Below are 13353 nucleotides of genomic sequence, written 5' to 3' on the forward strand. Positions count from 1 at the left end.
AGTAACTGTTAACCAAAGACCATGGTCTAAAGTACTATCTAACCTAATAATGAGTCAATACTTTAGATCGTTAAAACAATACCACTGAAAATAGAACTACAGGTAACGTTAAAGTGAACTGAACATACCAGATGGAAATGATCTAGATGAAATAGTTGATAACCATAGCATCGTCTATAACACCAACGGATTAGGACTATATGGCCGTCATGACTATTGCGCCACGGCCTACCGATTGTGAGGAACGATACCAACGCGAAAGTGTAGACATATTCGTCCGACTTTTTGCTTTCGCCCATTTCCTGCCGCCATCCGCGTGTTAACGTCTGCTTAAGTTTTCGGATGGGTGCCACGGGGTTAGCAATGCAACTCAAGAACAACGCTTATCGCCTCAACGAAACCGTCAAGGGCGTCGAAACCATGACCCGGTTCGCTCTGGCGGTGCTGGCGCTGGCCTCAGGCGTTTATACCTATCTCGGCGTGCGCGGTCTGCTCGATGGCAGTGCCACATTCGTCTTCTTCGCCGCCATCATTTATTCAGCCGCGGTATCGGTTGCCATCTATGCATTCTGGACCTTCATGATGCGGTTCATTCCGTTGGTGGTTAGCGGCATCCAACGCATATCGCTGTTTGTCACCATGGCTATTGGCGCCGTGATGATCATCGCCATGTCATCCTGGCTCAATGCCGCCGCCCTGGCCGGTTCGGCAGCACTCGAACAGCACATGGCCGTTACCCTGCAGGGCTATGCCGAGGATATCGACAATGCGCACGCCAACGCCTTGGCCAGCCAGTCGCTCTTGCCTGACGTGCAACGCGCCGCCGAACGCTTTTCCCGTCTGGCCGCCGACGAGCGCGAAAGTGGCGCCCTGACCGGATCAACAGGATCAGGAAGCGTGGTACAATTGCTCACCCAGATGTCGGCGCAAATGACCGAGCTTGGCTCGACCATCACCTCGAGCCGCGATGAGGTTGCGGGCATTTTCACCCAAGGCTCCGAACGCCTCGCCTCGATGCGCGAACTGGTGTCGACGCCCGGCGCCATCGAACCGCGCTCGGATCAATTTCAGGCGGAAGCGGTCCAATTGACCGCCCTTATTGCCGCCCTCCAGCAAACCGGGGTCGCAGCATCGGTGCAGCGGGCCTCTGCGGACCTGTCGGCGGGCTTTATCGCGCCGGTCGCCAACGGCCAAAACCCCGATCTGGCCAGTCGACAGGACCAGGTCATGGAGACGGTTCGAAATTCAGTCGCGACCCAGTCTGCGGCGCTCAGCGCCGCAGCCAATGAAATTCTGGCCCAGCCCAAAGTGGCACAACGCCGCTTTGTGCCGCTCTCCAGCGCCGAGGCAGTCATCCGCTATTGGAGCGATTTTATACCATCATGGGCCGGCGCAATTTCCATCGACTTGCTGCCTGTTGTTTTGGTGCTGGTGCTGATGATCGTCAATGACGCCATGCGGCGAGACGCGGAATCTCTGGCCGAAGCCGAAAATATCACCGCCGCCGAAATGATTCGCGCCATGACACTGTACCGCCAGATGCAGGAAGCCGACATTGATCTGCCGCCCGCCATCGCGCCCGCAGAGCCAGCCATCGACCCCGATCAGCGCATTGTTGCCCAAACCGATCCCAAGCCCGACACTGAACCGGCAACCGATCCAACGCCCGACACCAGTAGCGTCACGCCGATCGACGCTGCCAAGCGCCAGCGCGGCGACGGTCCGGCTCGCACCTGATGGTCACAACTGCCGCCAACGCCCACAATGCTGGCCGCAATGGGCCGTTCTACCGCCGCACCCTGGTCTGGCTCGGCAGCATTGATGACGGCTCGATCATGCGGTTCGCATTTTTCGCCCTGCTGTTTGGAACACTATCGGTTCTCTATGTTGACTTCCGCGAACTGACGGCCGCCGACACCGCCCTTGCGGCTCCCCTGCAGCCAATCCTGCCCCCATTCAGTCCTGGTGGTCCCGACGCGACGTCGGCGCCCGAGATTACCACCGACCCCGCTATCCTGCGCGCGCCACTGGTCATATCGCTTGAGCCAGGCGGCATATTGCGCCTGACCGGCACGATCGAGCCCGGATCGGACACTCGATTTGCCAAAGAGATTGCGGCGCGCGGCGAATACGTCGAAACTGTAAGCCTTGATTCGCCGGGAGGCTCGGTGATGGATGCATTGGCAATCGGTGCCCTTATACGGGACAAAGGCTTTGCGACCGAGGTTGCGGCTGGAGCGCTCTGCGCCTCTTCGTGCCCCTTGGTGCTGGCGGGTGGCGTCGAGCGTCTGGCCTCGGACAAGGCCGCCATCGGCGTGCATCAGATCTACGCCGCAGCCATGTCAACCGATCCCGTGGCGCTCAGCCGAACCGCCGGTTTGGCCATATCCAGCGCACAGTCCACCACCGCACGTGTGTCCCGATATCTGACATCATCCGGCGTTGATCCGGCGCTATGGTTGCACGCGCTCGAGACACCGCCCGATCGATTGTATTATTTATCAACAGAGGAGACTCGAGCGCCTGAAACTTGTCACAAAGATCGTTCACTAATGCCTTGCGGACGGAACCCATATCAAGCCGGGACCGTTGATTCACCAATTGTTCACTAAATGGCGGGGAGGCCAACTATGAAAGATAGTCATACGCTTGTCAGGCATCAGGACATTCGGAATTGGGTCTGCGACAAAAAGGGAATCCCGGCAATTTCGCGGATTCGCGACAACTTTGGCGACGTAAAGTCACGTCTATGCCTGAGCTTTGACAAACGCCGTCGTGACGCCGCGACGGATCAGGATCAGGACGACGGCATGAGCCCGGTTTCCTGGACGGCCTGGTTGGCGGAGCTCGATCGCCAGCAACTCGCCCTCAAGGTTTCTGCCACAAGCACTCAGGATTGTGAATTGGTTCAGCGCCGTGAGGCGGCCAACGACTTGCGTCAGGTAAACTGATTAGCACATGGCGATGGGTGTCGACGGGTCAGCGTGCAGTATAGCCCCCGTCGATCACCAGCACTTCACCGGTGACATAGCTGGACGCATCCGAGCATAAATAGACGGCGGCAGCGCCGATATCCTGTGGGGAGCCGGCACGCTTCATTGGCGTCATGCCGGTCCAGACCGGTGCCCACTCCGCATTGGCAAATCCCCCTGCGGTCATGTCCGTCTCAATATAGCCGGGCGCTATGGCGTTGACGCGGATATTATCCTCCGCATAGTCGCTCGCCAGACTTTTGGTCAGCATGTGGATGGCCGCCTTGCTGGCATTGTAGGCCGCCTGACGCTGGGGGATGTTTGAAATATAGCCCGAAATCGAGCCGATATTGAGAATGACGCCGCCCCGCTGCTGGCGCATCGAGTTCAGTGCGGCCTGACACGCATAAAATACCGAATCCAGATTGATCGCCATTAGGTGCCGGTAGCGTTCGGCAGAAAACCCCACAGTGTCCCCGTGGTCTGCCACCCCCGCATTATTGACCAGAATCTCGAGATTGCCGACTAACGCCAATGTGTCCGAGATCAATTTGCCCGGCGCATCGGGATCGCTCATGTCGGCATTGATATAATCAACGCGATAACCGGCGTCGCGCAGTTCGGCGAGTGCCGCCGCATTTTCCTGTCGCGAGGAAATTACCAGCCGCGCCCCGGCATCGCCAAGGGCCCTGGCTATCCCGAGGCCGATCCCGCGTGTGCCCCCTGTGACCAGAGCGGTCTTGCCATCGAGCTTGAATAAATCAAAAATCATTTGCGCCTCCCAATAAACCGAACTTAACTCATTCGGTCGCGCGCGCAACGTGTCGCCGTTACAAGGGAACCATATCGACCTATTGGACTTGAGCTGACACCAAGATAGGAGCGCCAAATGCCAAAGACCCTCACATCCCACGATGATATTCGCCAATGGACATCGGCGCGCGGTGGCAATCCGATGCTGATGGAGGTGCCCGACGGGTCCGACACCCGCACGATCCTGCAACTGACATTTGGACAGGAAGCGCTCAATTCCGACAACAATCAGGGTCCCGACCGCATTGGTGGGTTTCAGCTTGTGAGCCTGGGACGATTGGTTCGCGGCGCTCGACGACAACAAACTATGGCTGCGCGTGTCCGACGATCCATCGGGCGGCAATGAAGCCGAGTTCGAATTTGTGCCCCGCGACTAGGTGGCATTTGGGAGCACTGTTGCGCGCCCCCATGACTATTGGCTTACTGCCAGTTGCGAATGTCGACGAAATGCCCGGTTACCGCTGCCGCAACCGCCATTTCCGGCGATACCAGATGGGTGCGGCCCTTAAAGCCCTGTCGGCCTTCAAAATTGCGGTTTGATGTCGACGCGCAACGTTCCTGTGGCTTGAGCTTATCGGCATTCATGGCCAGGCACATAGAGCAGCCGGGCTCGCGCCAATCAAATCCGGCGTCCTTGAAGATGACGTCGAGACCCTCAGCCTCGGCCTGTTCCTTGACCAACCCCGAGCCCGGCACAACCATGGCCGACACATTGGCATGAACCTTCTTGCCCTTGATCGCAGCAGCGGCGACCCGCAGATCTTCAATGCGCCCATTGGTGCATGAACCCAGGAATACCCGGTCCACCGCAATGTCGGTTATCTTGGTACCCGGCTTCAGCCCCATATAGTCCAGCGCCCGCCATTTGGAGGCACGCTTGTTTTCATCGCCAATGTCATCGGGATTGGGCACTTCGCCCGTGACCGCGATCACATCCTCTGGCGACGACCCCCATGACACGATGGGCGGCAGGTTGGCGGCATCAAGCACAACAACCTTGTCGTAATGGGCGCCTTCGTCGGTATAGAGCGTTTTCCAATAGTCGAGCGCCATGTCCCAGGCGGTACCGGTTGGCGCCCGATTGCGGCCTTTGACATAATCAAATGTAATCTGGTCAGGCGCGATCAAGCCGGCGCGCGCGCCGCCTTCGATGGTCATGTTGCAGACCGTCATCCGGCCTTCCATCGACAGCGCTTCAATAGCTTCGCCCGCGAATTCAATCACATGACCATTGCCGCCCGCCGTGCCGATTTCACCGATGATCGCCAAAATGATGTCCTTGGCGGTAACATGGGGCGGCAATTTGCCATCGACGCGAACCAGCATGTTCTTGGCTTTTTGCTGGATCAGGGTCTGTGTGGCCAGCACATGTTCGACTTCGGACGTGCCGATGCCGTGTGCCAACGCACCAAACGCGCCGTGGGTCGAGGTATGGCTATCACCGCACACGATTGTCATGCCCGGTAGGGTAAAGCCCTGCTCGGGACCGACGATGTGCACAATGCCCTGCCGCTTATCCAATTCATCGAAATACTCGACACCAAATTCGCGGGCGTTTTCGGCCAGTGTATCGACCTGCAACTTGCTTTCGGGATCATCGATTCCGGCGCTGCGGTCAGTCGTCGGCACATTGTGGTCAACCACGGCCAGCGTGCGTTCAGGATGGCGAACACGACGTTTGTTGAGGCGCAGGCCTTCGAATGCCTGGGGACTCGTCACTTCATGGACCAGATGCCGGTCAATATAGAGCAGCGAGGTGCCATCATCATTGTTCTGGACCAGATGGTCGTCCCAGATCTTGTCGTAAAGCGTGCGGGCCTTGGTCATGTAATGTGTGTCCAGCAAAGCGTGGGAATGAAGTCTGGAGCCGTTCTAATCCCAGCGCCCGCAGGGGTCAAGATTATGAGCCCTCATTGGCCAATCGCTCTGCCCTTTGCTGCATCAGCGTCCGTTCTGCCTGATTTTGCGTCAGGTCGGCGGCCTTGGTAAAACAAGCCGCTGCCGCTTCAAACCGTCCTAACCGTTCCAGCAACTCCCCGCGTGCCGCCGCAAATAGCGGATACCGCGCCAATGCCTCGGCATCGACGCAATGCTCGATATGGTCAAGGCCTGCTTGCGCACCGTGCGCCTGCGCGATTGCCACGGCGCGATTTAACTCGATGATCGGGCCGGGATTGATCTGGGCCAACTGCCCATAGAGCCGGGCGATCTGGCTCCAGTCCGTCGCTTCAGATCGCGGGGCTCGCGCATGGCAGGCGGCAATCGCGGCCTGCAAACCATAGGGCCCCAGTGCCGATGAAAGCGCTTCGGCACGCGCAATGCCCGCCAACCCACGCCCAATCAATGTCCGATCCCAGCGCGCCCGGTTCTGGTCTATCAGCAGGATTGGCGTGCCATCGTCATTGCGGCGCGCCATCAGACGCGACGCTTGCAACTCCATCAGGGCAACAAGCCCATGGACTTCAGACTGATCAGGCAGCATTTGCGCCAGGATACGGCCCATGCGCATGGCTTCCTCGCACAGTTGCGGTCGCATCCAATCCTGCCCTGTGGTTGCTGAATAGCCTTCATTGAAAATCAGATACAGGACGCCCAAAACCGCCCCTACCCGCGCCTGTCGTTCGGCGCTGTCGGGAAATTCAAACCGTTCGCCCGCTTCGGCCAACGTTCGCTTGGCGCGTACGATCCGTTGCGCCATGGTCGCTTCGCTCACCAAAAAGGCGCGGGCGATCTCATTGGTATTCAGCCCGCCGATCAGGCGTAGGGTCAGCGCTGACTGTGCCTCGGGCGACAATGCAGGATGGCAGGATACGAACATCAGGTTCAGCAAATCATCGCCCGACCCGGAATCGAGCAATGCTTCGGGGTCGGGCGCCGCCGACGCGTCGGTCGGCGTCGCTTGCGCAATTTCGGGCAGTTTGCGGGCGACCATGGCATTGTGCCGAAAATAGTCGACAGCGCGACGCTTGGCCGTGGTCATCAACCAAGCGCCCGGATTATCCGGTACACCCGATTTTGGCCACGACTGCAAGGCACCGACCAGCGCCTCCTGCGCCAACTCCTCCGCCAGGCTGATATCGCGCACCATGCGCACCAGCCCCGCCACCAATCTGGGCGCTTCCATGCGCCAGACCGTTTCAATGGCGCGGCTGGTATTGTCGCCGTTCATCAGAGCATTATGCAGCCGTTAGCCATTGGAGATGGGCTTTTGAGCATCCCGAAATTCCTGTTCCTTGGCGAGATGTTCCTCGGTAATGCTATCTGAAACAAAGTCGGATGCTTCAAACGCCTTGCGCAACTCAACTTCCATCCCCGGATCAAAGGGGATTCGCTTGCACCATTCCAGCGCCTCTTCGTAGGATTTGGTCTGGATCATCCAAAATCCAGCGATCAATTCCTTGGTTTCACTGAACGGCCCATCGGTGACGACGATCTTGCCGTTTTCCGATTTGATCCGAGCGCCTTTCGACGAGGGATGCAGACCGTCGCCAGCCAGCATCACGCCGGCCTCGATCATTTTCTCGTTGAACACGCCCATTTTGGCGATGGCTTCGGAGGACGGCATGACGCCAGCTTCGCTGTCTTTATTGGCCTTGACGATGATCATGAAACGCATTGGGATACTCCCTTGTTGTACCGGGCCGGTCCCCATGACCTGCCCGAATACCAACACGACGAACCAATGGTAGCTGGATCGACACGTCAGACAAAATAAATTGTCCGACGGGCAAATTAATGGCGGAAGTGGCGCATGCCGGTAAAGACCATGGCGATGCCCGCCGCGTCCGCCGCGTCAATCACCTCCTGGTCGCGCATCGATCCACCCGGCTGCACTACGGCGGTTGCACCGGCCTCAACCAATGCCTCAAGCCCGTCAGCAAACGGAAAAAACGCATCTGAAGCAACGACAGACCCCTGCGTCAGCGCACCTTCATGCCCGGCGGCCTGGGCTGCATCAATGGATTTCCGATGCGCCACACGGGCGGAATCGACCCGGCTCATCTGCCCGGCGCCAATGCCTACCGTAGCGCCATCCTTGACGTAAATAATCGCGTTGGATTTGACGTGCTTGGCTACTTTTGCCGCCAGTTTCATGTCGGCCAACTCGCCCGCACTGGGCGGTTTTTTGGTGACAATCTTGAGGTCGCAATCATCAATACTGGCGTCGTCACGGGTCTGTACCAACAACCCGCCCGATACCGAACGTACCGTCAGTCCATCCGCCTTTGGATCGGCAAGTCCGCCCGTCAATAGCAGCCTCAAATTTTTCTTGGCGGCAATGATCGTGATGGCTTCGGGAGTTGCCGATGGCGCCACGATCACCTCGGTAAACACCTTGACGATCTCGGTGGCGGTTGCCGCATCAATTTCGCGGTTGATCGCCACTATGCCGCCAAAGGCGCTGACCGGATCGGTACGCAACGCCATGCGATAGGCGTCAATGACATTATCGGCAACGGCCACACCGCACGGGTTGGCGTGCTTGATGATCGCCACCGCCGCCGTTTCGATCGGATCAAATTCACTCACCAGCTCGAAGGCCGCGTCCGTATCATTGATATTGTTGTAGGAAAGCGTCTTGCCCTGCACCTGTTTGGCGCTGGCCACACCGGGCCGCTTGTCGCCTGTGGTATAAAATCCTGCCCATTGATGCGGATTTTCGCCATAGCGCATGACTTCAACCAATCGCCCCGAAAAGCTGCGATAGGGAATTTCGGGATAATCGATTGCCTTGGCAAACCAGCTCGAAATCGCCCCATCGTAAGCGGCGGTCCGGGCATAGGCCTTGGCCGCCAACCTCTGGCGCATTTCAAATGGGACGCCACCGGTTTGTGTAATCGCCGCAAGGATCGCCGGGTAATCGGCCGGATCGACCACAACCGTGACATAGGCATGGTTCTTGGCCGCCGAGCGGATCATCGCAGGCCCGCCTATATCGATGTTCTCGATAATGGTGTCATAATCGGCGCCCTTGGCGACGGTTTCCTCAAACGGATACAGATTGACCGCGACCAGCTCGATACCGCCAATATCATGGGCATCCATTGCCGCCTTGTGCTCGGCATTGTCGCGCACCGCCAAAAGCCCGCCATGCACCTTGGGATGCAGGGACTTGACCCGGCCATCCATCATTTCGGGAAAGCCAGTCAGGCTCCGAAATTTCGCGCACCTTTAGCCCCGCGTCAGCGATCAGGCGATGCGTGCCACCCGTTGACACCAGGCTCGACCCTGGCTGCCGTCAGCCCCTTGGCAAAGTCCACCATGCCAGCCTTGTCAAACACCGATAGCATGGCCCGCCCGACCTTGACTGTCTTGCTTTGACTCATGAACACATTTCCCGATTTGATATGATGGGGGCGCTATAGGCCATATCGGCGCTTGCGGGCAACTGCCAAGCGCGATTTAGCCTGTCCGTCCCCCGATAGATCGCGGCTCAGGACTGCTCCAGCGTCACGATCCAGGCGATTTCGCTGCCCGCATCGACATCAGTCTCGAGCACCAATTGGTGCGTGCGATGAAACCCGACATAGGACGATTGGCGCACGCTTTCCTCGATCCGCAATTCCGCGCCCTCCCACAGAAAACTCCAGACGGCGCCATTGGGCAACACCAGACGCACAATGCCTTCATTGCCAATGCGGCGCACCAAAACACCGGCGGCCAGATGAAACCGTGACGTTATGACACCAGAAACGGGTGCCTTGCCCGATCGAACCATGCGATCCTGCCCGACCAGGGTTGTCCCACTCGACAAGAGGGTAATCCGCCGCTCAAGCGACACGCCGAACCTGCCTGCGTACCCCTCTTGCACCAAACTCAATAATTGATCGGCACTGTTGAGCGTCAGTTTCGGCGCTGCCCCCGTCTGTACCGGCATATTGGCCAGAGGTCCCTTTTCGCGAATGCGCGTTGCGCTCTGGGCATTGATGGTGGGCGCCGAATGCGCCACCCCACGCCGGAACAGCAATTTGCTGTCGGGCATATCCACCGGCGCTGGTCCGCAATTGCCGATGATCAGTTCGGTGCCGTGGCTGAACTCAAACGACAAGGCGCCCGCATGAGACTCGCGGGCAAACTCATGTGGTGGCACCTGCCCGCCATCGGCGATAACCACCGCCTCACCATCGCGTAAAATACCGAAGCCGCCCAGCAGCCGACTGACCTGTTTTTGTGGCACACCGCTGGCCTGAACCGCGATCAGCACATCATGGGGCAATTGCCCGGTGCCATGGGCGTAGACCGGCTCCCCGCTGCCCAGTGTCATCGCATCAAGTGCCTGGTGCATCCTTTCAACCTGACCGCCAAGCCGATGTCCCCAGTCGCTGTTGAAATTGGATAGCGCCGATCGCACACTCGCCAATTCTGCCAGCAGTTGCAGTTGCACACGCGCACTGCGCGACAGGTGCAGGCCATCGGCATCTATCTGGGTGTCCAGAATGTCGTTTAGGCGTAGCGCCGCAGCCTCGATATTGTGTGACGTTTCCTGGTCGCAAAGCGCGGCGGCAAGAACCCCGATACTGGCGAGTAACCGATCAATAGGATCATTGATCAGCCTGCATCGCACCTTGAGGCTTTGAATTTGGGTGCCCAGCGAGCGCATGATGGTGCGGCTTTGCTCGGGGTTGGCGCCTTCGACCAACAAGTCCAGGTGACGCAACCAGTTCATCACGCGCTGCGCACAGATGCTGGGCGCCCAACTGTCGCGATCGAAATCGCCCGCCCGCCCGATCCAGTCAAGCACCAGCATGCGTGCAAATCCGCGCTCGCCACTATCGCGGATATCGCGAAAATGGCGCAGCCAGGAAAACGCCAGGAGATTATGACGCCAGTCGATGTGATCCGTCTCGATACCAAACGGCGACACGCCGCCGGTTTCCACCAGTTTGGATGCCAGCAGATACCGTCCCGCCATCATGTCGCGGACCGCATCGCGATCGCTGGGACGATACTCTGGCAGATTGCCACTATAGCCGGTCTCGGCCGTTCCGGTCCACGTCCAGCGCAGCAAAGGCATGGTCACCAGCCGATCAGCAATACCACAGCCGAACCGCTTGGCGGCAAATCGCCATGCGTCCAGCATCATACGCCCCCGACCACGCCGGCCGCCACTACTGGTATCAAACAACCGATCAAAGCCTTACTCAACTCAAACTGACTCAATATCAACCTGCCCGATGCACCCCATTGCAGCGGTGCCATTCAATGTCGCCCAAACCGAGCCACAAAGAAACCGTCCATGCCGCCTTCCTGTCCACCCGGCGCCAGTCCCGGATGGGTGCGCAGCAGACCTTTTGTCGATACAGCACCCGCCAGATCGCCTATTTCGTCGGGCCTGATGGGCAACAACTTCAGATCTGGCAATTGTTCCAACGCCCAATCAACCTGTGCCTCACCCTCCTCGGGTTCCAGCGAACATACGCAATATAGCAGCACCCCACCGCGATTGAGACAACGAAACGCGTTAATCAATAACGCGCGCTGGATACTGACCCGCCCGGCAATGTCGCTGGCCATCCGGTGCCAAATGACTTCGGGGTGTCGCCGGAACGTTCCGGTGGCCGAACAGGGTGCGTCCAGCAACACGCCATCAAATCCCTGGTCCGGCGCGAAAGTGGCCGCATCGGCAGTGACGGTCTCGGCTTGATAGCCCAGCCGATCAAGATTGGTCTTGAGACGATCCATGCGCTTGGCATCGCTATCGAGCGCGGTAACTGCATAGCCAGACTTGATCAATTGGGCCGTCTTGCCGCCAGGGGCCGCGCAAAGGTCGAGCACACGCGCGCCGGCTTCCAACCCCAACAGACGTGCTGGCAGCGCAGACGCCGCGTCCTGCACCCACCAGCGCCCCTCGGCGTAGCCTGGCAATGCCTCAACCGGTCGGTCGCGCGTTTCGATACGAACCGAATCACCCATGAGCGGCATGGCACCCAACGCCGCTATCAAATCGGGATCATTGTCCCTAAGCGTCAGATCTAGCGGTGCCCCGGCAATCAATGCATCGGTAAACGAAGAAATCGCATCTTCCCCATAGGCATCAACCCAAGTGTCGCCAAATGTATCGGGGATCAGCAGATCATCAGCGAGCGACCAGTATTTCGCCGAATTGGCTTGTGCCCGACGCAGAACGGCATTCATCAGTCCACTCAGGTGCTGAGCCTTCTTGTCGCGCTTCAGCGCCTCAACCGCCAGGAACACGGCACTATGCGCACCAAGGTCGGGCAGAAAGATCAATTGCGCCAGCGACAGGCGCAATACGGCTTCAAAACTGCCGCTCTTGCCGGGCATGCCCTTTTCGAGCAAGGCATGGATGATGAAGCTAATCTGCCCGTGCCGACGCAATGCCGTCGTAATTAGTCGATTGGCCGTGGCGCGATCACGGCTATCGGCGATATCGCTGGCGTCCAGCGCAACAAAATTGTCGCCAGCCAGTACAGAGCGCAGCCGGGTCGCAGCCGTCAGGCGCAGGGCGAGCCCTGCCGGTTCTTTTTTGCAGTCAAAGCGTTCACTCATCCCCAGGGACCGCGATTTTCGCCGTCCTCATCATCACGCCGTATTTGTGGCACGCGCCAGCTTCCGCCCTGACCAGGCGCTGCCCGCACCATGCCCGAACGCGAAGCACTTGTTGGGCTCTTATGGTTCACCTGCATCTCACTCGCAAGGTTTGTCAGTGCAGCAATCCGGTTGGCCGTGTCGGGATGGGTGGAAAACAGATTGTCCATGCGCCGCCCGCTCAACGGATTGATGATATACATGTGCGCCATGGCCGGATTGCGTTCTGCCGCCACATTGACCCGTTGCGTCGCTGAACCGGCAATTTTGCGCAGGGCAGAAGCCAGCGCCAGCGGATCGCCTGAAATTTCGGCGCCCGCCTTGTCCGCCTCATATTCGCGGGTACGGCTCACCGCCATTTGCACTAGCATTGCCGCTACCGGTGCCAGAAACACCATGAGCAGCGCACCCATGCCGCCCAGTGGATTATCGCGTCGATTGCCACCACCAAAGAACAGCCCGAACTGTGCCAGCATGGAGATGGCACCGGCAAATGTTGCGGTAATCGTCATGGTCAGTGTGTCGCGATTGCGGATATGACCCAACTCATGGGCGACGACCGCAGCGACTTCACGGGTTTCAAGATGTTGCAGCAGGCCTGAAGATACGGCAACCGCTGCGTGTTGGGGGTCGCGGCCCGTCGCAAAGGCATTGGGTTGATCGGTCTGGATCAGGTAAACTTCGGGCGTTGGAATGCCCGCACGCCGTGACAGCACATCGACCATTTCGTAAAGTTCGGGCGCCCGGCTTTGCGCCACGGGTACCGCATTTTGCATGCGCAGCACCAATTTGTCCGAATTCCAGTAGCCGATGGCATTGGTCACCAGCGCAAAGCCAAATGCCAGCACCATACCACCGGTACCTCCGATGAAGTAGCCAACGGCCATGAACAGCGCGGTCAGCCCGGCCAGTAACACACCTGTACGAAGAGCGTTGAACATCAAGCCTCATCCTGCCAATCTAAGGCCAATATGTTGGGAGCCGAACGCTTCCGCGCAAGATGCCAGCCCTGGATGTC

At 58.7% G+C, this 13353-nt stretch carries 11 protein-coding genes and 1 pseudogene; 4 read left to right on the top strand and 8 right to left on the bottom strand.

Annotation, left to right across the window (positions count from 1 at the left end; all coding sequences use genetic code 11):
• Positions 1-363 precede the first annotated feature (363 nt).
• The 3 genes from PSQ19_RS13115 to PSQ19_RS13125 are packed head-to-tail and all read left to right on the top strand — an operon-like array spanning position 364 to position 2951.
• Positions 364-1737, top strand: a complete 1374-nt coding sequence (locus tag PSQ19_RS13115) for a hypothetical protein (protein ID WP_282218092.1) — start codon at positions 364-366, stop codon at positions 1735-1737.
• Positions 1737-2612 (top strand): COG3904 family protein, encoded by an 876-nt coding sequence (locus tag PSQ19_RS13120; RefSeq protein WP_282218093.1) that lies wholly within the window; start codon positions 1737-1739, stop codon positions 2610-2612. The genes PSQ19_RS13115 and PSQ19_RS13120 overlap by 1 nt, the downstream gene beginning before the upstream one ends.
• Before the next feature lie 18 nt (positions 2613-2630).
• Complete coding sequence (locus PSQ19_RS13125; protein WP_282218094.1) at positions 2631-2951, top strand: hypothetical protein; 321 nt, start codon at positions 2631-2633, stop codon at positions 2949-2951.
• Positions 2952-2979: 28 nt separating this feature from the next.
• Here the strand turns inward: PSQ19_RS13125 and PSQ19_RS13130 are convergent, their stop codons facing one another.
• Positions 2980-3744, bottom strand: a complete 765-nt coding sequence (locus tag PSQ19_RS13130) for an SDR family NAD(P)-dependent oxidoreductase (protein WP_282218095.1) — start codon at positions 3742-3744, stop codon at positions 2980-2982.
• Positions 3745-3861: 117 nt separating this feature from the next.
• On the opposite strand from PSQ19_RS13130, the gene PSQ19_RS13135 reads away from it, so the two are divergent.
• A complete protein-coding gene (locus PSQ19_RS13135; RefSeq protein WP_282218096.1) occupies positions 3862-4131 on the top strand; it encodes a hypothetical protein in 270 nt (89 codons plus the stop codon).
• A gap of 74 nt (positions 4132-4205) precedes the next feature.
• Here PSQ19_RS13135 and leuC read toward each other — a convergent pair whose 3' ends face one another.
• From leuC to htpX, 7 genes and pseudogenes are all read right to left on the bottom strand, one after another.
• On the bottom strand, positions 4206-5612 hold the full coding sequence (gene leuC / locus PSQ19_RS13140; protein ID WP_282218097.1) for a 3-isopropylmalate dehydratase large subunit: 1407 nt from the start codon (positions 5610-5612) through the stop codon (positions 4206-4208).
• Between the two features lie 73 nt (positions 5613-5685).
• Complete coding sequence (locus PSQ19_RS13145; protein WP_282218098.1) at positions 5686-6954, bottom strand: RNA polymerase sigma factor; 1269 nt, start codon at positions 6952-6954, stop codon at positions 5686-5688.
• Positions 6955-6972: 18 nt separating this feature from the next.
• Entirely contained in the window at positions 6973-7401 is a 429-nt protein-coding gene (locus PSQ19_RS13150; RefSeq protein ID WP_282218099.1) for a YciI family protein, read from the bottom strand.
• A 116-nt stretch (positions 7402-7517) separates the two neighbouring features.
• Positions 7518-9112, bottom strand: a pseudogene (purH, locus tag PSQ19_RS13155) (bifunctional phosphoribosylaminoimidazolecarboxamide formyltransferase/IMP cyclohydrolase).
• Between the two features lie 107 nt (positions 9113-9219).
• A complete protein-coding gene (locus tag PSQ19_RS13160) occupies positions 9220-10869 on the bottom strand; it encodes a heparinase II/III family protein (protein ID WP_282218100.1) in 1650 nt (549 codons plus the stop codon).
• 116 nt (positions 10870-10985) lie between these two features.
• Positions 10986-12296 (bottom strand): RsmB/NOP family class I SAM-dependent RNA methyltransferase, encoded by a 1311-nt coding sequence (locus PSQ19_RS13165; RefSeq protein ID WP_282218101.1) that lies wholly within the window; start codon positions 12294-12296, stop codon positions 10986-10988.
• Positions 12293-13276 (bottom strand): zinc metalloprotease HtpX, encoded by a 984-nt coding sequence (gene htpX / locus PSQ19_RS13170; protein ID WP_282218102.1) that lies wholly within the window; start codon positions 13274-13276, stop codon positions 12293-12295. The genes PSQ19_RS13165 and htpX overlap by 4 nt, the downstream gene beginning before the upstream one ends.
• Positions 13277-13353: the final 77 nt, after the last annotated feature.

The organism is Devosia algicola (assembly GCF_028816455.1).
Lineage (GTDB): Bacteria > Pseudomonadota > Alphaproteobacteria > Rhizobiales > Devosiaceae > Devosia > Devosia algicola.